The sequence below is a fragment of the Luteolibacter algae genome (assembly GCF_042683045.1).
GTDB classification, from domain to species: Bacteria; Verrucomicrobiota; Verrucomicrobiia; order Verrucomicrobiales; family Akkermansiaceae; genus Luteolibacter; species Luteolibacter algae.
In genome coordinates this window covers 56,886-80,689 of sequence record NZ_JBHUIT010000003.1, presented here as the reverse complement: position 1 = coordinate 80,689, position 23,804 = coordinate 56,886, and the positions used below count along the sequence as shown (strand labels likewise).

The following is a 23,804-nucleotide window of genomic DNA, read 5'->3' as shown; positions in this document are numbered from 1 at the left end:
AAATGGAACCGGAGAGTCGCTGGCTTGAGACTGCTTCACGGGCGGAAAAATGGCTGTGCGGGGTCTCCGGTGGGCTGGATTCGATGGCGCTTTTGCATCTCCTGAACGCAAAAGGTTTCAAAGAGATCGTCGTTTGTCATTTGGATCATGGGTTGCGCGGAATCGAGTCCGGCGGCGACGCAAGGTTCGTGGAGAATGCGGCGAGGGAAATGGGCTATGATTTCGAGCTCGGGACGGTGGATTTACGCTCGCGAATGAAGCAGACCGGCGAGTCGCTCGAGACGGCGGGGAGACTCGCCCGGCACCAATTTTTCGGAGCCTGTGCTGAGAAGCATGGGTGCTGGAATTTGCTTTTGGCACATCATGCCGATGACCAGGCGGAGACGGTTTTATGGAATTTGCTACGTGGTTCCCATGGCTGCAGGGGTATGCGGGAGATTACCGGGATTCGTATGAACAGAGCGATGGTTCAGGTCATCCGGCCGCTGCTGGATATACGGAAGTCTTGGTTGGAGAAATGGATGAAAGGGAATTTTCATGTGTGGCGGGAAGATGCGAGCAACTCGGTGAATGATGTCGTCCGGAACCGGATGCGGAATGAAGCTCTGCCTCTCCTCGCGGATATTGCCCGGCGGGATGTTGTTCCGATGCTGAATGAGGCGGCCTGCGTGGATGAGGAATGGCGCGGTCTCTTGAGCTGGGCTGTGGAGCAAGCCCATGCGCGCGATCCACAGGGAAGGATCCATCTCAAAGCCTTTCGGGAGCTACCCCTGGCTCTGCAACGCGGTATTCTTGTGGATTATTTAAGAGAAAATAATATTTCGGGTGTCAGCTCAAAACTTGTAGAGCAATGCCTTGAACTCCAGAATATTACAATGGCTTCATCGGTGAATTTGCCTGGTGGATCACGCCTGAGAAGACGTGAGGGAAGAATTTTCATAGATAAGGATTAAGCCAAAGCTTGCTTTCATAACTATGATGATAGCAGTCTGCAGATGTGTCTATGAATGAAGTAAAGGCTACAAAAGGAAGACGCTGGAGCGCGTTTGTATGCGCGGATTGTCGGTTTGTTTTCCGTGTGCCTAGAGATCATGATGGCTTGGGGATTATTTGCCCTTCCTGCCGGTTGATGATGAGAATACCAGGCAAGGGCAATGAAGCAGTTGCTTCATCCGGGCCGTCCACAGCAGAAAAGAACAAGAACCCGGGAACAAGTGCTGTGGACCCGGAAGCGGGAGCGACGAGAAAGCGGAAGAAGATCGAGCCAGAAGCAGAAGTTCCGGATTGGGACGCCAGCGCCGGAAAGTGGCGAGAAAGCAAGCAACATAAGAAAAAAACCGGAAATGGATTAAAAGTTTTTGCGATTATTTCCGCGGTAGCTGTCACTCTTGTAAGTCTCTTTTTTGTATTGGGAGCCGGTAAGGATAAGACGGTGAAACGATCCCCGGATAAGGGAAATCAGGATAGTTTTGAAGACCTGGTCGGCATGGCGTCGGTGCCTGCACAAGAAGATGACTCCAAAGAGGAGGATGTCATTGAGCTGCCTGCGATGATGAAACGCAATGAAGCGGAGTTCGTGAAAGAGGCAGAGCCGCTTGCCCAAAAAATTTACAATGCGGTCACAGTGGAGGAAATTTTGCCATTGATTTTCAATGCAGGAAACCTGGAGCCAAAGGTCCGTGAATATTATGGTGACGGTGAGATCGAGCCAGAAGGTTTGAACAAGTTCAACTCGGGCGGAAACATTGCCTATGATGCCAATTTCGCAGCAGTCTCGGTATTGAACAAGAATTACGAAACCCGACAGATCGCGTTTATCGATACCGAGGACGGGTTGAAGGTGGATTGGGAAAGCTGGGTGGGCTGGTGCGAAATGCCTTGGGAAGATTTTATGGAAAAACGTCCAACCGGGCCCGTTCTGGTGCGGGTGCAGGTGAAATGGGTGGATTATTATAATTTCGAATTCGCAGACGAAAGCCAATGGCGTTCCTATCGGCTTTTGTCCGTCGATGGCGAGACGACCTTGTATGGTTATGTGGCGAGGAACTCACCATTGGACCAGCGTATCCGGCCATCCGATGCGAGCTCGGTATCGATGATACTCAAAATCCATTTCCCGGAAGGGGCGGAATCTGGAAACCAGGTTCTCATCAGTGACTTCGTCGAGGATGGCTGGGTGATGAAAACGGCCAATTAGGCGCACTTCCGAGAGATATAATTGCCTGTATTATATATAGTGTCCGAGGCGGATACTATTGGTTGCAATTTTGCGGCGTGTAAGAGATAGAGTGCGGCAATGTCAGCGAAGGCCACATGGAAAGTTAGTGCTGCGGTGATGCTGAGCCGGGTGCTGGGACTTGCACGTGAGACAATGTTCGCCGGGCTTTTCGGCGGGAGCCGCTGGATGGATTGTTTTTATCTGGCTTTCCGGGTGCCGAACCTGCTGCGTGATCTTTTTGCAGAGGGCGCGCTCTCCCAGGCATTCGTTACAACTTTCTCGAAAAAAGTAGAATCCGATGGGCCTGAAAAGGCATGGGTGCTGGCCAACCGGATGATGACGCTCGCCGCTATTTTCATGAGTCTGGTGACATTGGTGGGCATCTTCGTGGCACCGTGGATTGTCCAGTTGCTTACCTCATTTTCCAAAAGTGGCGAGACTGCCCGGGATTACAATGTTGCCGAGATTTCCCTGATGGTGGAGATGGTGCGGGTGATGTATCCGTTCATCGCGCTGGTTTCTTTATCCGCATTGGTGATGGGGATGCTAAATGCCCGGAATATCTTCGGGATGCCGGCTCTGGCTTCGTGTTTTTTCAATATTGGCTCCATGGCCGGAGGCGCCGCTCTTGGCTATTGGATGGATCCCAGCTGGGGACCCCGCAGTCTTGTGGGTTTTTCATGGGGCGTGGTGATTGGTGGAATCGCCCAGTTGGTCTGTCAGTTTCCCGCCCTGCGTGCTGTCGGTTATCGTTTTGTTGCGGATTTCAAATGGAATGACGATGGCGTCAGGCAGATTTTGAAATTGATGGGACCGGCGGTCATTGCCGCTTCCGTCACCCAGGTGAATGTGGTGGTAAATTCGATGTTCGCCTACGGAGTAGGGGAAGGCGCGGTCAGCTGGCTGAGCTATGCTTTCCGGCTCATGCAATTGCCGATCGGTGTCTTCGGCGTCGCGGTGGCAACAGTGACTTTGCCCGCGCTATCCAGAGCTGCAATCAATGGCGTTTCCAGGGATTTCGGTCCTACGCTCGCCAAGGGGCTCAAACTGGTAATGTTTCTGGTTTTCCCGGCGACCGTTGGCCTGGTGATGCTGGCGGGTCCGATTATCAGTCTACTATACGAGAGAGGAAAGTTCGATGCCACGGACCGGATTGCGACGGCTGGAGCTCTGCAGGCATATGGTTATGGATTGCTTTTCTATGCGGGATTGAAAGTGCTGCAGCCTGCTTTCTATGCGATCGAGAAGCGATGGTTCCCGATGATCGCCAGCTTTATGGCGCTGGCTGTGAATATCGTCTGTAACTATCTGTTCGTATTTGTTTTCAAGTGGGGGCATGAGTCTCTGGCTCTCACAACGAGTATCGTAGCCTGTATGAATTTCATTTTCCTCTATGTTGCGATGATTCGCTATGCGGGGGATATAGGAACGAGAGGGCTGTTGAGCGCATTTTTGAAAATCGGCGTTGCTACCGCTGTCATGGCTGGCATCTGCCACGCGGCCAACCGTTACGTTTTCAACGATCTGACTGGGATGGCGCTCCTGATGAAAGCCGTTTGGCTGGCTGCGGTAATGGCGGCTGCAGGCGGAATCTATTTTGCAATCGCCCTCATCCTGAAGGTGGAAGAGGTCACCGACATGCTATTGATCGTCAAACGGAAGGCTGGGAAAATAAAATAGACTTCGGCTTTCATGGGATTTTTCTGCGAGATTTCCCGCAATCCCGACGTAGTGTCCTCTTGAACTTCTGCATTCTGCGGACGTTAGGTGCTATTTCCCTTTCAAGATGACGATGTCTATTCAGCGATTTTCTAGAAAATTCTCTATCATGGGAGAGCTGTTGGTCATCGGGTGGCTGGGGGTTTCCGGAGCAGGAGCTGAAGATCTGGAAGAGAAATTTTTCACAGAGATCGAGCCGATTTTTGTCAATTACTGCTATGATTGCCATGGTGATGGCTTAAAGGAAGGAGGCTTGGCGCTGGATGATTACGAACAGGTGGCGGAGATGATTAAAAATCGCCCCCAATGGAAAAAGATCCGTGATCACATCGACTTCCGGCTGATGCCCCCACCGGAAGAATATGCTCCGGAAGATGCGGAGCGTGAGAAGCTTGTGAAATGGATCGATGACGCGATTTTTCCCGTCGATCCGGAAAATCCCGATCCCGGTGCGCTACCCATCCGCAGGCTGAACCGAACCGAGTATGAGAATACCATCGCGGATCTCCTGGATGTGAAAATCGATGCCGCGAACATTCTGCCCCCGGATGACAGTGGCTATGGCTTCGACAATATCGGAGATGTTCTGAGCATTTCTCCGCTGCACATGGAGCGGTATTTGCAGGCAGCCCAGACGGTCTTGGATCTGGCGCTAGACTTTTCCCCGCCAGCCTATCCTGAGGCCTGGGTGGAGGGACGGAAGCTCAAGGGGGTAGGCGAAGTGAATGGAGATTCCTGGTATATGAAATATTCCGGGACGGCCACCGCTCAGATCCGGCCGAAGACCTCGGGAAAATATCGTGTTCGGATGCTTGCAGGAGCGGACAGATGCGGAGATGAACTTGCAAAAATGGAGGTTTCGATAGATGGAAAGGCTATTGAGGTTTTCGATGTTGGAAGCTCCATTCACCAACCTTCCGAGTATAAGACAGAGGCGATACAATTGGAAGGAGACGGAAAGATCGAGCTTGGGTTGAGTTTTCTAAACGATGCCTACGAGCCGGAGGCGGAGGAAGGGATGAGAGATCGTAACTTGCTGATCCGGCATGTGGTCATTGAGGGGCCGCTGGATGGTCCACCTCTACCAAAGCCAAATTCCCATCAATTGATTTTTGTCGAAAGAGCTGCAGAGCAATCGGATGCGGATTATTTCCAAGCCGTATTGGGAAATTTCATGCCAAAAGCTTTCCGGCGCCCCGTTGAAAATGAGGAAGTCGCGCGATATCTATATTTCCTGAACGTGGCCGAAGCCAACGGGGAAGGCGTTGAATACGCAATCCGCCAGGCTCTGAGTGCGGTATTGGTCTCACCCTCGTTTTTGTTTCGCGAGGAGGGAGGGACCGGAACGCCGGGCCGTGGCAAACAGCTTGTAGACGAATACACGCTTGCTTCCCGACTATCCTATTTCCTGTGGTCCACCATGCCCGATGAACGCCTGTTCGAGCTGGCATCGCGCGGGGAGCTACGCAAAAATCTACGCGGTGAGATCAAACGAATGATGGAATCTGCAAAGTCCGCAGCGCTGGTGAAGAACTTTGTCGGCCAATGGTTGCAGCTGCGCGACATGGATTCTGTCCAACCTAGCTCCAGTGCCTACGGAGGGATCGATCGCAGGCTTCCGGTGGATATGCGGCATGAAACCGAGCTATTGATCTGGGATGTGATCCGGCGGAATCTGCCGGTCGAGACTTTGCTGAGTGCGGATTATACATTCATTAACGAGCGCTTGGCGAAGCACTACGGCATTGAGGGCGTCGAAGGTGGGGATTTCCGTAAAGTTTCACTTGTCGGCACCCCACGGCGCGGATTGCTGGGGCAGGCTGCGGTGCTGACCTTGACATCACACCGGAATAAAACCTCGCCGGTTTTGCGGGGAAAATATGTTTTGGAAAACCTCCTCAATACCCCTCCGCCACCTGCTCCGCCGAACATTCCTTCCCTCATCGAAGGTGGAGATCACAAAGGTCTCAGTTTGCGGCAGGAGCTTGAGCAGCATCGGGCGGATCCATCTTGTTCTTCCTGCCACGCGCTCATGGACCCGATCGGATTCGGCCTGGAGAACTACGATGTTGTCGGACGGTGGCGGGATCAGGACCGGGGAATGCCTCTCGATGTGACCGGGAAGCTTGTGACAGGACAGGAATTCTCCACGGCGGAAGAAATGCGGGATATATTTATCCGCGATTACAAGGAAGAATTCCGGAGAGCTTTCGCGGTGAAATTACTGACTTACGGTTTGGGAAGAGGTGTGGAATACTTCGACCGACCGGCGCTCGATGAAATCGTAATGAAAGGCGATCAAAACGAGGGCCGTTTACTAACATGGATTTATGCCATCGCCGAATCCGTGCCGTTTCAATATCGGAGAAACTAAGCCACAATGTTTCTTCAAACCACAAAACCTGATTTATGAACAACCGACGCGCATTTCTCAAAGGACTTGCTACAACCCTTGCCTTGCCAAGCATGCAAAGTTTGGGAGCCTCTACGGCAAAAGCAGCCCCGCCGACACGGGTGGCATTTGTTTATATTCCGAACGGGGTCAACGGTGCCGAATGGTATCCGGACGGCACACAGAATATTTCCAAAAGCCTTCGCTCACTTGGTGGACTCCGCGATCATTACTCTGTCCTGCGTCATCTGGATCATGACAAGGCCAAGGCAAATGGTGATGGAGCGGGCGATCATGCCCGGGCGAACGCGACTTTCCTGACAGGTTGCCAGGCCCGTAAAACCGCGGGCTCGGATATTCGCCTGGGGGAATCGGTGGATCAGATTATTGCCCGACAAATCGGTTATCAGACGAGAGTTCCCTCCTTGGAGCTCTCCACGGATCTCTCGCGCAATACGGGGATCTGCGATTCCGGTTACTCGTGTGCCTACGTCTATAATTTGTCGTGGCGGAATCACAATACCCCCATGCCTGCCGAAAACAATCCGCGCATGGTTTTCGAGAAGCTCTTTGGATCTGGCAATATCAAGCAGGATATGACCCGGCGTGCTGCTCAAAAAAGTATTCTGGATTTCGTGTCAAGCGATGCCAAACGCCTGCAAAACCGACTCGACGCCGCAGACAAGGCGAAGCTGGATCAATATATGACGGCGCTTCGGGAAGTGGAAAGTCGCATCGAGAACGCGGAAAAATTTCAGATAAAAACCCCTGATGCGGAGCGGCCGACTGGGATTCCTCCTACTTACAAGGAGCACATACGCATGATGTATGAAATGATGTTGCTGGGCTTTCAGACAGATACCACCCGGGTAGCGAGCTTCCTCCTGGCTCACGATGGCTCCGGGCGCGCCTTTCCGGATCTCGGCATTTCTAGCGGCCACCACGATCTTTCCCATCATAAAGGGGATGCTGGAAATCTGGAGAAAATTGCGAAAATCGATAGCTTCTATATCGAGCAATTCGCTTGGTTCTTGGAGCGTTTGAAACAAACGCCGGACGGTGAGGGCAATCTCCTCGATAATTCGATGATTCTCTACGGTGGCGGTATCGCTGACGGAAACCGACATAGCCATGATGACCTTCCGCTGCTACTGGCCGGTCACGGCGGGAACTTGAGGCAAGGCCGCGTTATCCACGCCGAGGCGGGCACGCCGATGACAAATTTATACCTTTCGCTAGTCGATCGTATGGGGGCGAGGGCGGACCGTGTTGGAGACTCGAATGGCAAGTTTGAGAAGATTTCATAGGCGTTCCCAAGGCTTGCACTTTATGCCGGCTTGGGGCTGCACTTGCTGAAATGAAATCCGATAGCAAAATCATCGCTCTGCTGGCCACTGCCCGAATTGCAAATGTGCCTAGTGTTTTGAGCAATCTTGGGGTCGGGGTGCTCCTGGGAAGTATTCAAAATGGAGCATCCTTCCAGTGGCCATGGTTGCTATCCCTGGCGGCGATATTGTTCTACATCTGCGGCAATTTTTTCAACGATTGGGCGGACCGTGACTGGGATAGGATTCATCGTCCGGAGCGCGCTTTACCCCAGGGAATGTTTTCCGCCAATAGCTATCTGGCAGCCGCCGTTATCGGGACAATTACTGGGTTGTTCCTGGCCGCACTCAATGGATTCGGCGCCTTTCTGATGGCGTTGGTATTGGTGAGTTTCATCGTCCAGTATACGAAAGTTCATAAAACAGCAGCCTGGTCAGTTATTCCCATGGGGCTTTGCCGGGCTTGCCTGCCATTGCTTGGATACGTGGCGATGCGTGGGGGACTAGCCGGGCCTGTGATTTTTCCATCGCTGGCTTTGCTGATTTATATCATCGCCCTGTCCCTGAGTGCGCGCTGGGAGGCAAAGGGTGACATGCCGGCGGAAAAAAGATGGCGGTCCAAAAGTCTGCTCTACGCTGCGGGAATGATTGCCGCTGTACTGCCCGTTCTGACCTATCCGATGCTCGGCTTCATTGGCCTCTTACCATTTTTCGTATGGCTTCGGCTCTGCTTATCAAAATTCCAATCGCCTGTTTCGGTGCATGTCTCCGCATTATTGGCCGGAATTCCACTTGTCGATTGGGTGACGCTGCTGCCAATGGGACTGATTTGGCTGAAATTGGAAAGGACTTCCGTTATGGATCCGATGAGTCTTACGGCATTTCTTCTGGCCCCGGTATGTTTTGTTTCCGGACGTGTTCTCCAGAGATTGGCATCTGCGACCTGATCTAGGCTTGAAGTTTCTCCATTCGTGCTCTCCATTGCCGGTGAGGAAATTTTTATGAGTGGAATCGCTGAGAAACAACAACGCTTGCTGGAGGATCTGGGAATTTTCCAAGACTGGACCGAGAGGTATGAATATGTCATCGGACTGGGAAAAAAGCTGGAACCGATCGCGGACAGCGCCCGTGATTCCGAGCATCTGATCAAGGGCTGCCAGTCGCAGGTCTGGCTGGATGCGGTGATGAAAGATGGGCGGGTTTACTATTATGCGGACTCGGATTCTCTGATCACAAAAGGGATGATTGCACTCTTTATCGACGTGCTAAGCGGCGAAACTCCAGATGCGATTCTGACTGCGGACATGGGTTTTATTGAGAAGACGGGGCTCAAGGAGCATTTGGCTCCAACGCGTGCAAATGCGCTCAATTTGATGGCCACACAGATGAAGCAGCGCGCACTTGCTTTCGCTGGATGACGCATTGCCGTTGACGTAACCGCTGGGAAGCATAGAAGCTCGGGAAATGTTTATCGATCACATCAGAATTTTGGCGAAAGCGGGCGATGGCGGCGACGGCGCTGTCTCATGGAGGCGCGAGAAATTCGTGCCACGTGGCGGACCCGATGGTGGCGATGGTGGCAATGGAGGTAAGGTGATCCTGGTGGTCGATAATTCCGTGGATACCCTTCGCCAGTATCATTATGATCCCAAGCTGATCGCGGAAGACGGCAAGCCGGGCGGTAAGCACAAAAAGACCGGAAAAGGTGGCAAAAACAAGATCGGCAAAGTTCCGCCCGGAACGGTTGTTTATCGCACCAATGCGGCTACGGTGAACGAAGCCGTGGAATATGAGCGGAGTGATGAGGGTATCGATCTCGATCCTATCGCAGACCTCGTGGAGGAGGGTGATACTATTGTTCTATGCGAAAATGGGGTGGGTGGTGAAGGAAACTTCAAGTTCCGCACTGCAACCAATCAGACCCCGATGGAATTCACCCTTGGCACACCTGGCGAACAGGGGGTGTTTTACCTGGAGCTCCGGCGCATTGCGGATGCTGGATTGGTCGGCTTTCCCAATGCCGGAAAATCAACACTCCTCGGAAAACTTTCACATGCGAAGCCGAAGGTTGGTTCCTATCCGTTCACGACTCTCCAGCCGATGATCGGCGTGGTCGAGTTTGGCGGTTTCCGGCGGTGCACCGTTGCCGATATTCCCGGGCTGATCGAAGGCGCACACGAAAACCGCGGTCTCGGGCACGAGTTTTTGCGTCACATCACACGCTGCCGGGTGCTTCTTTTCGTCTTGGATATGGCGGGCTCGGAAGGCCGTGATCCAATCAGCGATCTGGAAATTCTCCGGAAGGAAATCAAAGAATACGACGAGGATCTCGCGAAATTTCCCTGGAAGGTCATCGCCAACAAGATGGATCTGGAAGGGGCCGCGGAAAACCTTGAGACATTCAAGTCGCGTTTCCCCAAGGTTGAGGTCATCGCGATTTCCGCTGACAAAGGCGACGGCTTGGACGATCTCAAAATGATGTTGGACAGCGAAGTCTCACAACGGGCGAAGAAATGAATCCGGAGCATGTATTCGTCTACGGAACATTGCGGCGTGGCGGCTCGAACCACTTTCGCATGAACGGAGCGGATTTCATCGGATCCGGAAGAGTTGCCGGGAAAATCCATAAAATCGATTGGTATCCGGCACTGGTTTGTGGAGGAGATCAATCGGTCCGTGGAGAGCTTTATCGTATAAAAAGCACCGCTCATCTCAAGGCGTTGGATGATTTCGAGGGCATCACTTCCGATGCCGAGGAGCCTAGGGAATATCGGCGTATCAAGGTCGAGACGATGCTTGATAGTGGCGCGATCCAAGAGGCGTGGGTATGGGAATGGATCGGCGATTTGTGTGATTCCACCCCGCTGGAAGGTGACGATTGGCTGGACTACGAGCCTAACCCTAGCTGAAATTTTCTTCCGTGACACCAGATATCATTCCGCCGGATATCCTTCTTGGTGCCTACGCGCAGGGAGCTTTTCCCATGGGTGACGATGGGGAAATTATCTGGGTTTCTCCGGAGTTCAGAGGAATTATTCCCCTCGACGAACGTTTTCACATTCCGCACGGATTGAAGAAAAAATTACGTAAGAGTCCATTTGAAATAAGGATCAACAGTGCATTTAGAGAGGTGATGCTCGGTTGTGCGGACCGCGAGGAGACTTGGATCACGGAAGCTATTCTGGAAAGCTACTGCGCCCTACATGACAGGGGGCATGCGCATTCCGTGGAATGCTGGGATGATGATGGATTGCAGGGCGGCCTATACGGGGTTTCTCTGGGAAAAGCCTTTTTCGGAGAAAGTATGTTCTCCCGCAAGACCGATGCTTCAAAGGTGGCTCTAGTTTTTTTAGTGGATCATCTGAGATCCATGGATTTCCGGCTGCTCGATACCCAATGGATTACGGATCATTTGAAAACCTTTGGCGGGTTGGAAATCAAGAGAGAGCAATATCTTGATTTGCTGGCTGAAGCGATCGGTGCTTGATCGCTCCAAGCTCTACCTCCGGAGGCACTTTCCGCTCACGGGTATTTAATTTGTTCAGATTAATATTAAACATTTATTGATCTTTGTATTCTAATAAAATGCTTGCTGAATTATATTTAGTGCTTTTAGCTGGATAGGTTGTTCGCATTTGTGCGGACAATACCCCCCCAAATCCCCCCCACCCAATGAAAACACTAATTGCCCTCGCGGCAGGTCTTGTCGTCGCGTCTTCGTTGCCCGTTTTCGGGCAATCTATCACATGGAACCTCGGTGGTTCCTCCAACGTCACATCCACAGGAGGCACAAAATCCTTTACGGTGAATGGCGTAAAGGTAACAGCCAGTGCATGGTCTTACACCAAGGGAAGTAATAATAATGCTTTGGAAGCTTCCAAACTTGGACAATGGAGTCCGGGTCTGGGAGTCATCAATAATGAAGAGAACGGCTCTTCACCATGGCATCAGGTGGACAATGAAGGACAGAATGATTTCATCCTCTTCACCTTTGATACCCTCGTGGATGTGGAAAGTGTGAAGATCCAGGCTTCCCCAGGTCCATACGATCAGGATGTTTCCTATTGGGTAGGCAATACCAACAGCTCCAATCTGAATGGTGTTACCTACAGCGGTCTCTCGGCACTTGGCTTTCTGGGAGAGCAGCAGGAGAATGGAAATTCCACCAGTAACGCAAAGAATGTATCAATCAATAGCCCTAGCTCAGGTGTGAACGCGATTCTGTTCGGCCCAAAAACCGGTTTGGTCTCCGATAGCAGATATATTGATGCCTTTAAGATCAATTCAATCACAGCAAGCGTAGTCCCCGAGCCATCGACAGCACTTCTTTCCGTGCTCGGCGTGCTTGGAATCTGTGCGAGAAGGCGTAGATAAGGGCCTCCGACACATTTCATGTATTGTTTCCCGTGCCCGAAAGGGTGCGGGTTTTTTATTGCGTGGGAAAAAGCCGGAAAATCCGGAGCTTGATTCTTTAAGGTTTGCGAAATATCTTGGCGCCCTGATTTGCATGAGTGAGGGGAGACGAAAACGATCCGGCAAAATTCCGGCTAATCGCAAGCGGGCAAGACCATCCGTGTCTGAGGGTCTGGGGACGATGAACCGTCGCGCTCATGAAAGAGCCAGACGGCAGCTGGATTTGAACCGCAGAGTCAACCGGAGAGGCGAAAAATCGATCTGGGCCTCAATCGCGATTGAAGACATGGCCGAGCAGGACGCGGGAGATGGCGTCGGCCTATTTAGGCAGCTGTATCGATTGCTGCTGGGGCTGGTGCTTTTGCCACTATGTTGGGTGACGACGTGGACATTTTTACGGACATTTTCGCATGCCACAGTTGAAAAAGGTTTCTGGCAGAGCGCCCAGTTCTGGTATTTTACCGTTGGGGTTGTATTGATGCTGGGCTGGTTCTGGTCGAAATTGGCCCAACCTTTTTTCCTGTATCTATATGTTTTTGGTCATGAAGTCACCCACGCGGCATTTGTGAAATGCTTTGGAGGCAAGGTATTGGAAATAGAGTGGGGAGCGGACGGTGGTTACGTCACCACGGATAAAACCAACTGGGTCATTGCGCTTTCTCCATATTTCGTGCCGTTTTGGAGCGTAATAGCGCTGATTCTCTACGTTACCGTCAGCATATTTACCGAGATCCGTCCCATCGGGAATTTAGTCTTCTACAGCGTCATCGGTGCGACCTGGGCGTTTCATCTGGCCTGGACCTTATGGATGATTCCTAGAGATCAACCGGATCTGAGTGATAACGGGACATTTTTATCTCTGGTTTTAATTTGGTTTGGGAATCTCCTGGTGCTCGTCACATTGCTTTGTTTTTCCTCTCCGGCTCCTCTCGAGAGCTTTCGCGAGTTCGGCTTTTCCTGGCTCGGCACAGCTGCCACATGGGGAGACCAAACCTTGTATTGGCTGGAGCAATTCGTGGCGAAGGTTATGACTGAAATTTAAGTCCGGTTTCCGGGTTGTTTTTTTCGTGTGGGACCTGAAAATCAAAGCTGTGATAAATCTTGATGCGAACGCCACCACCGGGATGCTTCCCGAAGTTCTTGAAGCCATGCTTCCGTGGCTGAGCGGAGTGCAGGCAAATCCCTCCGGCAGTTACAGAACAGCGAAACTCGCCCGAAAGGCTGTCGATCAGGCAAGAGAACAGGTCGCTGATTTAATTGGGGCTCATCCGGACGAAATTATCTTTACCGGATCGGGGACTGAAAGTGTAAACACCGCCCTTAACTCTCTGGATAAACTGACAGGTGAGGGGAGGGCCCTGGTTTCCGCAATAGAGCATAGTGCGGTGCTACGATTTGTGGAATCACGGGAGCGTGCATACGATCTGAGTCCGGTGAATCAGGATGGCTTGATCAATCTTGAGGCATTTTCCGAATTATGCAAAGGAGCCGGCTATGTCTCAACAATGGCGGCAAACAACGAAACCGGCATGATTCAACCGCTGGCGGAAATTATCAATATTGCCAAAGAGAACGGGCTGCCAGTTCATTCGGATGCCATCCAGGCGGCAGGCAAGATCTCCATTTCAGTCCGGGATCTTCCCGTGGATGTGTTGTCGATTTCTGCGCACAAATTCCATGGTCCAAAGGGTATCGGAGCCTTGTATGTCCGGAAAGGCCTGGAGTTCGCGCCATTGATTTTCGGAGGAGGGCAGGAGAAAAACCGGAGGAGCGGGACTGAGAATGTCCCAGCGATTGTCGGGATGGGAATGGCTGCACAATTGGCAAAATTCTACCTGGAGCACGATCGAAAAGAAAATATCGCAGCAGAACGGGATGCGTTTGAGGATTACCTTCTCGCCAATGTCCCGGGATGCCTTCGAAACGGCGATCCTACCCATCGGCTTCCGAATACCTCGCATCTCTCTTTTGAAGGATGTGACTCGGCTGGCATGTTGATACTTCTGGACGAAGCCGGAGTGGCATGTGCGGCTGGGTCCGCCTGCATGACGGGGAAACAAAAACCATCGCATGTTCAGCTGGCAATGGGTATCCCCGAATCCCGCGCGAAAACCAGCCTGAGATTCAGCTTCTCACGGGAAAATCGCTCTGGAGATACACTTGTGGCCGCAGAAAAGGTCAGGAAATGCGTCGAGAAGCTCCGGAACGTACAGGGTTCCGGCATTGGACCTGTCGCAATCTATACTAGTTAATTTAGATTTCTGAATCTTCAGTAAATACGAATCATAGTAGATTCTATTTACATGCTCAAGGATGCTAATGTATTAAAGGAAACGCTACCTCAGCCGAGTTCCGGAATCACCCCCCCTCCGGAATCACCCCCCACGGAGAGTTTGCCATGTCACCCACCCCCCCCACCCTTAATCCGTCGCAAACGGTTGAGCGGATCCGCGAGATTATCGTAGGCCGCCATCTGGAGCGTCTCGAAGGCCGCATTGCGCGCTTGGAGACAGCTCCTGATACCGTTGCCAATGCGCCTGTATCCGACGCTCCCATTTTCGAGGATCGCCTGATGATTGCCGAAGCCAGAGTCGAGGCTCTTCAAGAGCATGTTCAACGTTTGGAAACCACGAGCGAGGAGAAGGAAAGGTTGGCTGAAATGCATCGGCAGGATGCTCAGAGACTTGCTGCTCAGATCAATGATATTGCCCGCGAAAAGGCGGAGGCAACTGCTTTGCCGGCAGTCCAAAAACTTGAAAACAAACTGGGTGCATGGCTGGCAGAGTGGCAGAAATCCTTACACCTCCGTCTGGAAAACCGGGATGAGAAACTCCTTAATCAACTCAAAGCGGATCTGGACGAGCTGCGCTCCGGAGTGGAAAAGCGTTTCCTGGAGATCGAAGCGAAATTGCCAAAAAATATCGAAAAGCGCCTGCAGGATCTAGCCAATGCTGCCCGGGTTTTTGCCGATAGCGCGGCTTCCGCTGCCAATCCGAACTGTCAGGAGAAATGAACCGGAATTCACTTTCTTCGCTGCCGGTGGCTGCCTCTTTTGGTGCGGGTCCACACCGGGTCATTGAATTCGGCTCTGTTCTGCCTGCGTCAACTGCACATGAGCCGATGAAATGGTTCCCTCCATTGGTGGTAATGCCTCCAGTTCCGGCGCAGCCTACTAATCCCGGCGTGGCATCAAAGGATGCTCCGGTGTCATTGGTGCCGATGCCTTCTGGAGTTGATCCCGCGGCCAAGGAGGAGATGGATAACTATAGAGAGATCGTGTTTCCACCGGAAAAATTCTCCCACATTCCGAAGCTTTCGATCACAGCCGCGGATCGGATCAATGAGACGGAGGATGCCGGGAGTAGCTCGGGCGGACTCAGGATGCTTCCGGATATCGTTTTGCCATCTGAAACAAAGCCGCGCGGAGATGTGTCCGGCGTGCGGAAAGAGGAGCCAGCACATGCCAGTGAAACCAAACCGCCAGCAGTAGAAGTGTCTGGAGCTCGCATGGAACCGGAAAATGATTTCGTGCGTGAAGTTCCGTTACAAGCTGCTCCAAGCCCCTCCGAACCCGACTTTACCGATAAGGATCTTACAGAGGCGTTCGCTCCATTGATTGAGTCCATCGCCCGGCGGGTGGTCGTAACCGGAGACCGTGATAAGTTGGACGCTCTCTTGGAACCCATGCTTCGGGCGACCGTCCGTCGTGCACTGGCGGAATATAGTCCATCAAGGCGCCCGTTTGAAGCGCCCGGATTCGTCGATAAAACAATTTGGAGAATGCAGGCGCTATTCTCAAGTAGGACCTACGAAGAGGTGTTTTTCGAGAAAACACATCGTTTCCAAGTCGAGGAAGTATATCTTTTGGATGCGCAAACTCTGGCTCTGGTTTCCTTCGCCAGCTGCGATCCCGCCCGGCATTCCACGGTGAAGAGAGTGGAGGGCTCTGCGAAACGCGTCGCTCAGCAGATTCGTGAAAATAATGGCGAGATCCGGCGTTCATTTGAAGCTGCTGACGGAAGAAATGTGATCGCGGAACGTGGAGAATATCTCATCATGGTTGCCATTGTCCGGGGGCAAGCCAATGAAATGATGCTGGCCGACCTGGAGTTCTCCCTGAAGCGCATTGAGGAGCATTTCCGGGAGCGGTTCCAGGAAGCGGGATCCGCACTGATGCACGCGCTCCAACCCTTTCTTGAGGACTGCTTGTTGATCCAATCACCGGCCAATGCAGCTTGATCGCAGCCGAAGGTGTCAAGACTTTCGGCTTGCATGCTTGTAAGTTTGAAGGTATCAGGTGTTCAACGAACAACCTCTGTCACATGGAGAGTGGGTCTATGCCCACTCTTTTGCGTCTTTACAACTCTCATACAGCTGAACCCCTCATCCTACTGAAACCATACGTTTCGTATTGAAAACTCAGCAGCACTGCCCGCTAACCACATGACCAACGACATCGTCGCACTCATCGAATATTACGAAAAAGAAAAAGGTATCGATCGCAATAAGATCGTTGCTGCTCTCGAGTTTTCTTTTGTTTCCGCTTATCGCAAAATGGTTCCGGGTGCCGATGCTATTGAAACCCTGCGCGCAGATGTGGATACGAAAAAGGGCACGACGAAGATTTTCGCTTCCCTCTCCGTAGTCGCGGACGAAGAACAGCAGGATAAATTCAACGAAGTTCCGTTCAGTTTGGCTCAGAAAAAAGATCCGTCGGTTGAGATCGGCGGGACGCTTGAGTTCAATGTGACACCTAAGGATTTCGGTCGCATTGCCGTGCAAACGGCGAAGCAGACGATGATGCAACGGCTCCGCCAGGCGGAGAAGGAAATGATTTACGAAGAATTCAAGGATCGGGCAGGGGATATTGTTTCCGGCACCGTCCGTCGTTTCGAGCGCAACGATGTGATGATCGATCTCGGGAAGTTCGAAGGCATCATGCCGAACCGCGAACGTGTCCAAGGAGAGGATTATAACATCGGTGACCGTATCCGCTGCTATGTTCTCGCTGTGGAAAACGAAGGTCGTGGCCCGGAAATTATCCTGTCACGCAGCCATCCAAATTTTGTTCGTCGTCTTTTCGAGGCGGAAGTGAATGAAATTTCAGATCATACGGTCGATATCCGTGCGATCGCACGTGAAGCCGGTTTCCGGACAAAAGTCGCGGTTTTCAGCAATGATCCAAAAGTCGATCCAGTAGGTGCGTGCGTTGGAATGCGCGGTGCCCGGGTCAAAAATATCGTCCGTGAATTGAACAACGAGAAAGTCGATATCATCCGCTGGAGCGAAGACCCTGCCGAACTCGTCCGCGAGGCTTTGAAACCGGCAGAACTGATTTCGATCACAGTTAACGAAGAATCCAAAGTGGTTCTTGTAACGGTAAGTGAGGAAGACCTCAGCAAAGCAATCGGCCGCAAAGGCCAGAACGCCCGCCTATCATCACGCTTGATGAACTGGGATGTTCAGGTCCGTAAGGACGAGACCAAAGAGGAGCAATTCAAAGAGAAGATCGGAGGTGTTGCACACTCTCTCGGCGAGCAGCTGGGAATCACCGATGAGCTCGCGGAAAAGCTCACTCTTATTGGTGGAGTTAGCGCGGAGATGATTGTCGATATGCCGGCCGAATTCCTGACCGGAGCATTGGAAATTTCCACAGAAGAAGCTGAAAATATTCTCACCCGTGCTAATGCCATAGTCGCTCCGGAAGAGGAGACTGACTCGGAAGACGATACGACACTTGCCACACAGGACTAATTTCAGACGATACTCCAGAGATACAATTTAATTTGCCTACTACTCATACTTCAGAACGCCGAATGCCTAAGAATAGCGATAAATCCTCAGAAAAGCCGAAAAAGGTCCTCGATCTGATCGACGACACAAAAAAGCCATCCCGGAGGCAACGCCAGAAGCAGGAGGCTGAGGCTGCTGCTGCCCCTAGCAAAGTTGAGGCAGCGAAAGCAAATGCTCTCGATCTTTTCGCTGATGACAAGAAACCAAAGGTGCGCAAGAAGGCACCAGCTGGCAAAAATGTTCTCGGTAGCATTTCTAAAATTCTTGATAAGGAATCCGAAGATCCTGCCTTGGTGAAAGATCAGGATTTGGCTCCATTACCGGCAGCCGATACCGAGTCTACTACGGGCGAGGAGACCGTCGCTTCGGATGATCCGAACCTGATTGTTATCAAGCCACCGATTCTTGTGCCCGATCTTGCAGCTCGTCTCGGTCTGAAGCCATTTAATGTGATGGCGGATCTGATCAAGCTCGGTGTTTTTCCGGCGCCCAATCAGCCACTTGAGCCAGAAGTTGCCGCGCAAGTGTGTGAAATCCATGGATTTACCTTTGAGCGCGAGAAGCGGGATAAGGACAAAGGCTTCCATAAGGTCGAAGAAGTTATTGTGGAACCGGAAGCTCCTGAAGCGGAGCCTGAAAACCTCCTAAAGGAAAGACCTCCAATCGTCACGATCATGGGGCATGTCGATCACGGCAAGACCTCAATCCTCGATTACTACCGCAATAGTAAGGTCGTCTCTGGCGAAGCAGGCGGGATTACCCAGCACATCGGTGCCTATCAGGTTAGCCACAATGATCAGCTGATCACCTTCCTGGACACTCCCGGTCACGCCATTTTTGCCGATATGCGTAAGCGCGGTGCGAACATCACCGATATTGCGGTGATCGTGGTGGCTGCCAATGACGGCATCATGCCACAAACTCTGGAGGCCATCAAATTCGCCCAAAAAGCACAGAAAACGATCATCGTCGCGATCAATAAGTGCGATCTTCCGTCTGCCAACGTGGAGCGGGTAAAAACCCAGCTTGCCGAGAACGGGCTGCAAACCACCGACTATGGTGGTGATACCGAATTCGCCTGCATCTCCGCTCTGAAAGGAGATGGTATGGATGTTCTCCTTGAACTCATACTCCTTCAAGCCGAGGTGATGGAATTGCGTGCCAATCCCAAAGCAACAGCCCGTGCCGGAGTAATCGAGGCTCGTGTTGTTCCGGGACGTGGCACTACCGCTACAGTTATCGTGGAATCTGGAACCCTCAAAATCGGAACTCCGTTTATCTGTGGTCCTTTTGCCGGAAAAGTCCGCTCCCTGATCAATGATTTGGGCAAGAATGTAAAAGTCGCACTTCCCGGAACGCCGGTCGAAGTTATTGGCTTCGAAGAGTTACCTCACGTCGGCGACCATCTTACTGAGATGAAAAATGAGCGTGAAGCGAAGGCTTTGGGCTCGGAACGGCAAGAAGAGCTTCGTCTCAAGCGCTTGAAACCACAACACCGGAACCGGATGGAAGATCTCTTCACAATGGTGAACGAAGGCGGTGGCAAGAATCAGCTCAAGATCATTCTGAAATGTGACGTTCAAGGCTCGGTGGAGGCGATCAAGAAAGCAATTCTCGCGATCGAATCCGAGAAAGTCGATTGCCAGTTCATTACTGCGGCAGCTGGTCCCGTAACAGAATCTGATGTGGCGTATGCTGCATCATCGGACGCGATCATCATGGGCTTCAACGTCAAAGTGGAAGCCAAGGCTGTGAAATCAGCAAAGGCGGCGGGTGTGGAGATCAAGCTCTACTCGATTGTCTACGAGCTTATCGACCAAGTTCGCGAAGCCATGCTCGGATTGCTTGAGCCATTGACGCGCGAAACAGTCATTGGTCATGCGGAGTGCCGCCAGGTATTCAAGGTGAACAAAGGAAAAGCTGCCGGATCATTTGTCACGGATGGTAAAATTCATCGAAAAGCCCATGCGCGCGTTCTTAGGGGCGGTGTTCCGGTTTTCGATGGAAAAATGTCCACTCTCCGTCGCTTCCACGAAGAGGTCGAGGAAGTCCGCACAAACTTTGAGTGTGGTATCCGCCTTGGTGAGTTCAATGAATATCAGGAAGGTGACATTATCGAATGCTATAAGCTCGATAAGGTCGCACAAACTCTCTGATTCCAAACCCTTTGAACGGTCGACTTCTGGAGCCTTTTTATAAGTCTCCGGAGGTTTTGACCGTTTTTTCTTCCAAATCATCCTAATCCGCTTTTTGCCATGTCCAGACGTATAGACAGAGTCAACGAACTACTTCGTCGAGAAATCTCCACTGTAATCCAACACGATTACGAATGGAATGGTAAGCTTGTAACAGTAAGCGGAGTGGAGGTCACACAGGATCTCAAGGAAGGAAAAGTATGGATCGGCGTGATCGGCGGCGCTGCAGCCCCCGTGATTGAAAAATTGAACAAAGCCCACGGCGCGATTCAATCCGCAGTGATGAAACGAGTGGTTCTCAAGTCGACCCCGGTGCTCCGATTCAAGCATGACGCTTCTGCCGTCCGCGGTGTGGAGATCGTGAATCTCCTCGAAGAGGTGGACAAGCTCCCAAAGGCACCCGAGGAAGAGGAAATTTAACCGTTTCTAGTAATTAAATAATCGCCACAAATTCCCCCGAAAAACGGACACACTCCACACCTGCATCGGCGATCGTGACGTCCAAGCGCATTCGTGCTTTATGGCGCTTCTCGAAAGCATTCTTGAAGCGCTCAAATTCTCTGCTTTGCGGAAGCGAACACAGCGCACTGATGTTGTTTTTTACCGGGCGGTAGTATTCGATACTACTTCGCTTGACTACAACATGGGCATTGGAATCTCCCAATGCCGTCCATAACATACAGTATCCAGCAAGTGTGGCTATGGCAACGAGGCTCCCGCCAAAGGCAGTAGCGAGATGGTTATGGTTGATATCGAGTGGAGCCTCGAGAATGATTTTGTTTTGAGAGCAGGTGGCAACATGGATTTCCATCAACTTTGAGACGGGAATCTTTTTATGGAGAAAGTTCTCAAGCTCCTCGGAATTCATGATGCTGATGGGGGATCACTGATTCACCTTTTTCACATACATAGCCTTTAGAGCAATGGAGAGACCATTCATCTTGCAATCGATCTCATGATCACCCTCGCGGAGCCTGATAGGTTTTGATTTGGTCCCGTTTTTAAGAACTTCCGAGCTGCCCTTCAGCTTCAGGTCCTTGATCATTGCGACGATGTCTCCATTTTCCAGAACATTCCCGTAGGCATCCTTCACGACCCGCTCACCCGGCTCATCGATTTCTGTTTTTGTTTCTGGCCTCCACTCATGTCCGCACGTCACACATTCGTTGTGTTCAGCTAAAACGAGAATTTCGTCCATGGTGCAAAGAGGGCAGGTAGAGTCGGGCATATCAGGTAGGTGGGTTGGTTCTTGAGATATTTTGAAAAGGAATGGTCAGTGACCTTGATCTTTCTTCGGTGGTTCCCATTCACGGCGGGTGCGTGATCGGGTCGAGAAGATTACCGGTATTCCCGGTGCAGGATGCGCGGTGCGGAACTGATTGGTTAGATACGCCAGGTAGGAATCCTTCATCAGATGCTTGTCGTTGACAAACAGGACGACGGTAGGAACAGGAATCACAGAATATTTTTCGTTGAGAGCAGCCGTCGCGTAATAAAGCTTGAGACGCTTCGCCTTGTTATCCGTTGGCGGCGGATTCTTAAGCATGGCCGTCTGCAAAATGCGATTCAGCTTGCCGGTTCCCGGAATATCCTGGGCTCCCTTCTTGATGGCCAGGGCTTTCTTGAGAACATGTGTGGTAGAGTCTCCGGTTTTGGCGGAGCAGGCAACGAATGGAGCGTAAGAAAGGAAGAAAAGCTCCCGTCTGACATGTACTTCTGCTTCAGCTACGCGATCTTTGTAATCCGCGCCCGGATGATAGAGATCAAATTTGTTCAGAACGATCAGACATGGCTTTTTCTCCTCAAGAATAAGTTGTGCGATCTTACGATCCTGGGCAGAGACTCCGGCGGAAAGATCGATGACGAGAACGCAAAGATCTGCACGGCGGATGGCTTTTTCCGAGCGTATTGCGGAAAAGACTTCCACTGAGTTGTCACGCTTGCCCCGGGGGCGGAGTCCTGCCGTATCGATCAGTGTGAAATTTTCACCGTTGAAAGTGTAAGGGAGATCAACAGCATCTCTCGTTGTCCCGGCAATTGAAGAGACGATGGTGCGTTCATCCTGAAGGATAGCATTGATAAGAGAAGATTTCCCGGCATTTGGTTTGCCGACAATAGCCAGCTTGATACCCGCGGCTTCGGCGACTTCCATCACCTCTTCCGTCTCCACATGCAATGGCTCAATGACCTCATCGATTTTCTCGATCAACTCAGAAAAGTTTCGTCCGTGCTCTGCGGAAACAAAGACACTGTTGGGAAGACCCAAGCTGGTAAAATCCGAGAATGCGGACTCGTGCTTATCGTGGTCGACCTTGTTGAGCACGAGTAAAACTGGTGGTGTGGCTCTGCGCAGCTTTTGGGCTAGCGCCTGATCAATGGAGGTGAGTCCTTCCTGGGCATCTACGAGAAATAAAATCAGATCCGCTGTCTGCATGGCGATGTCTGCCTCGATTGCCACCTGTTCGCCGAAGCCATCGTCCAAGGTTGCGCCGATACCGCCGGTATCAATCAGAGTGCATGGATGCGTTGTGAGGGTGCAACCCGCGGAAATGCGATCACGCGTAACTCCGGGCTGGTCGTGAACGATTGCAATCTTACGTCCTGCAAGACGATTGAAGAGTGCGGATTTTCCGACGTTAGGACGTCCAACGATTGCTACTGTGGGCATGACTTTAGATTTCAGATTTCAGGTTACCCGGAACAGGGAAAACTCTGAGGGATGCTAGATGCGTAGATGCGAGATTACTATAAAGAAAAACCCCGCCGATGGGCTTTTGAAAGCCGATGGCGGGGTCAACTCGAATAGGGATGGCGGAGCGGACGGGGCTCGAACCCGCGACCTCCAACGTGACAGGCTGGCGCTCTAACCAACTGAGCTACCGCTCCATCCCGTTCGGGTGCGCGGAAGCTATTGGGAGTTCCGGTTTTCTGCAATCTCTTTTTTACTCTAAATGCATTTTTTTTTCCAAGGTGTCTTCAAACCCTTGAAACAGCTGGGTTTTGCGATGTTGAAAAAAGTCTCCACGCTTGGCGAAACGTCTGCAGTGAGTAGTCTGAGTGCATGATTTTTCGTGATTTGGAGCTTTGGATTGATCCTCTTCGACGTTCCGGGCCTGAAAATATGGCGGTGGATGAGTGGCTACTGGAGAAACAGGAGTTACCGTTGCTACGGGTTTACCAGTGGGACGGGAACTGGGGTAGCATCGGCTACTTCGGGGAACTCGCAGAAGCGCAGTATAATATGGGGGATCTCAAATGGGTCCGACGCTGGACGGGTGGGGGTGTGGTGGATCATCGAAACGACTGGACTTATAGTTTGATGATTCCCCGGGGTTCTGCCGCGGCGCGTATGAAGAGTGCGGAGAGCTATCGGGTAATCCACGATGTTTTGGTGAAAGTGCTTTCGCGGGAAGGTGTCATGGTGGCTCTTTCTGGCGGTGTTGAAAAGTCGGGAGATCTTTGTTTCCAGAATCCGGTGGAGTTCGATGTCGTGGGAGTGGAAGATGGAAGGAAGCTGGCTGGAGCCGCACAAAGACGGAGCAAAAATGGATTGTTGCATCAGGGTTCTGTCGCGTTAGCTGATGGAGATAACCGGGCCGCTAGAGGCAAGGCTTTCGCCGGATGCCTTGCGGAGAATTGGCATGAGGCTAGAATTTCAGTGGATTCCGCCCGGATTTCGGAGCTGATAGGTCTCAAATATGGGACCGCAACCTGGCTGGGGAGGCGTTAAGATGGCGTTGAGGAAGCTT

At 51.8% G+C, this 23,804-nt stretch carries 22 protein-coding genes and 1 tRNA gene; 19 read left to right on the top strand and 4 right to left on the bottom strand.

All coding sequences use genetic code 11. The features are described 5' to 3' along the window. Nucleotides 1-2 precede the first annotated feature (2 nt). From tilS to rbfA, 18 genes are all read left to right on the top strand, one after another. The gene (gene tilS / locus ACFSSA_RS04680) at nt 3-953 is read left to right on the top strand and encodes a tRNA lysidine(34) synthetase TilS (protein WP_386819248.1); all 951 of its coding nucleotides are present in this window, start codon (nt 3-5) and stop codon (nt 951-953) included. Nucleotides 954-1,129: 176 nt separating this feature from the next. Further along, a complete protein-coding gene (locus tag ACFSSA_RS04675) occupies nt 1,130-2,197 on the top strand; it encodes a hypothetical protein (RefSeq protein WP_386818795.1) in 1,068 nt (355 codons plus the stop codon). 99 nt (nt 2,198-2,296) lie between these two features. Beyond that, nucleotides 2,297-3,898 carry a murein biosynthesis integral membrane protein MurJ gene (murJ, locus tag ACFSSA_RS04670; protein WP_386818793.1) on the top strand — a complete coding sequence of 534 codons (1,602 nt, stop codon included), beginning with the start codon at nt 2,297-2,299 and terminating at the stop codon, nt 3,896-3,898. A 148-nt stretch (nt 3,899-4,046) separates the two neighbouring features. Further along, a complete protein-coding gene (locus ACFSSA_RS04665; protein ID WP_386818791.1) occupies nt 4,047-6,311 on the top strand; it encodes a DUF1592 domain-containing protein in 2,265 nt (754 codons plus the stop codon). Between the two features lie 35 nt (nt 6,312-6,346). Beyond that, entirely contained in the window at nt 6,347-7,636 is a 1,290-nt protein-coding gene (locus tag ACFSSA_RS04660; protein ID WP_386818789.1) for a DUF1552 domain-containing protein, read from the top strand. Between the two features lie 50 nt (nt 7,637-7,686). Continuing rightward, entirely contained in the window at nt 7,687-8,601 is a 915-nt protein-coding gene (locus ACFSSA_RS04655; RefSeq protein ID WP_386818787.1) for a UbiA family prenyltransferase, read from the top strand. 54 nt (nt 8,602-8,655) lie between these two features. After that, nucleotides 8,656-9,072 (top strand): SufE family protein, encoded by a 417-nt coding sequence (locus ACFSSA_RS04650; RefSeq protein ID WP_386818785.1) that lies wholly within the window; start codon nt 8,656-8,658, stop codon nt 9,070-9,072. A 46-nt stretch (nt 9,073-9,118) separates the two neighbouring features. Further along, a complete protein-coding gene (obgE, locus tag ACFSSA_RS04645) occupies nt 9,119-10,171 on the top strand; it encodes a GTPase ObgE (RefSeq protein ID WP_386818783.1) in 1,053 nt (350 codons plus the stop codon). Next, on the top strand, nt 10,168-10,563 hold the full coding sequence (locus ACFSSA_RS04640; protein ID WP_386818781.1) for a gamma-glutamylcyclotransferase family protein: 396 nt from the start codon (nt 10,168-10,170) through the stop codon (nt 10,561-10,563). Before obgE ends, ACFSSA_RS04640 begins: the two co-directional genes overlap by 4 nt. After that, nucleotides 10,560-11,141 carry a leucyl/phenylalanyl-tRNA--protein transferase gene (aat, locus tag ACFSSA_RS04635; protein ID WP_386819246.1) on the top strand — a complete coding sequence of 194 codons (582 nt, stop codon included), beginning with the start codon at nt 10,560-10,562 and terminating at the stop codon, nt 11,139-11,141. Before ACFSSA_RS04640 ends, aat begins: the two co-directional genes overlap by 4 nt. A gap of 185 nt (nt 11,142-11,326) precedes the next feature. After that, the gene (locus ACFSSA_RS04630; protein ID WP_386818779.1) at nt 11,327-12,028 is read left to right on the top strand and encodes a PEP-CTERM sorting domain-containing protein; all 702 of its coding nucleotides are present in this window, start codon (nt 11,327-11,329) and stop codon (nt 12,026-12,028) included. A gap of 199 nt (nt 12,029-12,227) precedes the next feature. Continuing rightward, nucleotides 12,228-13,109, top strand: coding sequence for a hypothetical protein (locus ACFSSA_RS04625; RefSeq protein ID WP_386818777.1), 882 nt, complete (start codon nt 12,228-12,230; stop codon nt 13,107-13,109). A gap of 49 nt (nt 13,110-13,158) precedes the next feature. After that, a complete protein-coding gene (locus ACFSSA_RS04620) occupies nt 13,159-14,319 on the top strand; it encodes a cysteine desulfurase family protein (protein WP_386818775.1) in 1,161 nt (386 codons plus the stop codon). A gap of 146 nt (nt 14,320-14,465) precedes the next feature. After that, nucleotides 14,466-15,080, top strand: coding sequence for a hypothetical protein (locus ACFSSA_RS04615; RefSeq protein ID WP_386818773.1), 615 nt, complete (start codon nt 14,466-14,468; stop codon nt 15,078-15,080). A 107-nt stretch (nt 15,081-15,187) separates the two neighbouring features. After that, the gene (locus ACFSSA_RS04610; protein WP_386818771.1) at nt 15,188-16,306 is read left to right on the top strand and encodes a hypothetical protein; all 1,119 of its coding nucleotides are present in this window, start codon (nt 15,188-15,190) and stop codon (nt 16,304-16,306) included. Between the two features lie 204 nt (nt 16,307-16,510). Next, a complete protein-coding gene (gene nusA, locus ACFSSA_RS04605) occupies nt 16,511-17,821 on the top strand; it encodes a transcription termination factor NusA (protein ID WP_386818769.1) in 1,311 nt (436 codons plus the stop codon). Between the two features lie 62 nt (nt 17,822-17,883). After that, entirely contained in the window at nt 17,884-20,016 is a 2,133-nt protein-coding gene (infB, locus tag ACFSSA_RS04600) for a translation initiation factor IF-2 (protein WP_386818767.1), read from the top strand. Nucleotides 20,017-20,115: 99 nt separating this feature from the next. Further along, nucleotides 20,116-20,475: a 30S ribosome-binding factor RbfA gene (rbfA, locus tag ACFSSA_RS04595; protein WP_386818764.1), complete on the top strand. Its 360-nt coding sequence runs from the start codon at nt 20,116-20,118 to the stop codon at nt 20,473-20,475. A gap of 13 nt (nt 20,476-20,488) precedes the next feature. Here the strand turns inward: rbfA and ACFSSA_RS04590 are convergent, their stop codons facing one another. From ACFSSA_RS04590 to ACFSSA_RS04575, 4 genes are all read right to left on the bottom strand, one after another. Beyond that, the gene (locus ACFSSA_RS04590; protein WP_386818763.1) at nt 20,489-20,923 is read right to left on the bottom strand and encodes a YiiD C-terminal domain-containing protein; all 435 of its coding nucleotides are present in this window, start codon (nt 20,921-20,923) and stop codon (nt 20,489-20,491) included. Between the two features lie 15 nt (nt 20,924-20,938). Beyond that, on the bottom strand, nt 20,939-21,283 hold the full coding sequence (locus ACFSSA_RS04585; RefSeq protein WP_386818762.1) for a zinc ribbon domain-containing protein YjdM: 345 nt from the start codon (nt 21,281-21,283) through the stop codon (nt 20,939-20,941). 45 nt (nt 21,284-21,328) lie between these two features. Further along, nucleotides 21,329-22,723 carry a ribosome biogenesis GTPase Der gene (gene der / locus ACFSSA_RS04580; protein ID WP_386818760.1) on the bottom strand — a complete coding sequence of 465 codons (1,395 nt, stop codon included), beginning with the start codon at nt 22,721-22,723 and terminating at the stop codon, nt 21,329-21,331. Between the two features lie 141 nt (nt 22,724-22,864). Next, nucleotides 22,865-22,941, bottom strand: a tRNA-Asp gene (locus tag ACFSSA_RS04575). A gap of 175 nt (nt 22,942-23,116) precedes the next feature. Between ACFSSA_RS04575 and ACFSSA_RS04570 the strand changes: the two genes are divergently transcribed. After that, nucleotides 23,117-23,785 carry a lipoyl protein ligase domain-containing protein gene (locus tag ACFSSA_RS04570; protein ID WP_386818758.1) on the top strand — a complete coding sequence of 223 codons (669 nt, stop codon included), beginning with the start codon at nt 23,117-23,119 and terminating at the stop codon, nt 23,783-23,785. Nucleotides 23,786-23,804: the final 19 nt, after the last annotated feature.

Coding starts and splice junctions, on each gene's coding strand:
- ACFSSA_RS04630 (WP_386818779.1), top strand. CDS start 11,327: ATGAAAACACTAATTGCCCTCGCGGCAGGTCTTGTCGTCGCGTCTTCG.
- ACFSSA_RS04640 (WP_386818781.1), top strand. CDS start 10,168: ATGAATCCGGAGCATGTATTCGTCTACGGAACATTGCGGCGTGGCGGC.
- ACFSSA_RS04650 (WP_386818785.1), top strand. CDS start 8,656: ATGAGTGGAATCGCTGAGAAACAACAACGCTTGCTGGAGGATCTGGGA.
- ACFSSA_RS04665 (WP_386818791.1), top strand. CDS start 4,047: ATGGGAGAGCTGTTGGTCATCGGGTGGCTGGGGGTTTCCGGAGCAGGA.
- der (WP_386818760.1), bottom strand. CDS start 22,723: ATGCCCACAGTAGCAATCGTTGGACGTCCTAACGTCGGAAAATCCGCA.
- ACFSSA_RS04585 (WP_386818762.1), bottom strand. CDS start 21,283: ATGCCCGACTCTACCTGCCCTCTTTGCACCATGGACGAAATTCTCGTT.
- ACFSSA_RS04590 (WP_386818763.1), bottom strand. CDS start 20,923: ATGAATTCCGAGGAGCTTGAGAACTTTCTCCATAAAAAGATTCCCGTC.
- tilS (WP_386819248.1), top strand. CDS start 3: ATGGAACCGGAGAGTCGCTGGCTTGAGACTGCTTCACGGGCGGAAAAA.
- nusA (WP_386818769.1), top strand. CDS start 16,511: ATGACCAACGACATCGTCGCACTCATCGAATATTACGAAAAAGAAAAA.
- ACFSSA_RS04610 (WP_386818771.1), top strand. CDS start 15,188: ATGAAATGGTTCCCTCCATTGGTGGTAATGCCTCCAGTTCCGGCGCAG.
- ACFSSA_RS04675 (WP_386818795.1), top strand. CDS start 1,130: ATGATGAGAATACCAGGCAAGGGCAATGAAGCAGTTGCTTCATCCGGG.
- ACFSSA_RS04570 (WP_386818758.1), top strand. CDS start 23,117: ATGATTTTTCGTGATTTGGAGCTTTGGATTGATCCTCTTCGACGTTCC.
- ACFSSA_RS04660 (WP_386818789.1), top strand. CDS start 6,347: ATGAACAACCGACGCGCATTTCTCAAAGGACTTGCTACAACCCTTGCC.
- obgE (WP_386818783.1), top strand. CDS start 9,119: ATGTTTATCGATCACATCAGAATTTTGGCGAAAGCGGGCGATGGCGGC.
- murJ (WP_386818793.1), top strand. CDS start 2,297: ATGTCAGCGAAGGCCACATGGAAAGTTAGTGCTGCGGTGATGCTGAGC.
- ACFSSA_RS04655 (WP_386818787.1), top strand. CDS start 7,687: ATGAAATCCGATAGCAAAATCATCGCTCTGCTGGCCACTGCCCGAATT.
- rbfA (WP_386818764.1), top strand. CDS start 20,116: ATGTCCAGACGTATAGACAGAGTCAACGAACTACTTCGTCGAGAAATC.
- infB (WP_386818767.1), top strand. CDS start 17,884: ATGCCTAAGAATAGCGATAAATCCTCAGAAAAGCCGAAAAAGGTCCTC.
- ACFSSA_RS04615 (WP_386818773.1), top strand. CDS start 14,466: ATGTCACCCACCCCCCCCACCCTTAATCCGTCGCAAACGGTTGAGCGG.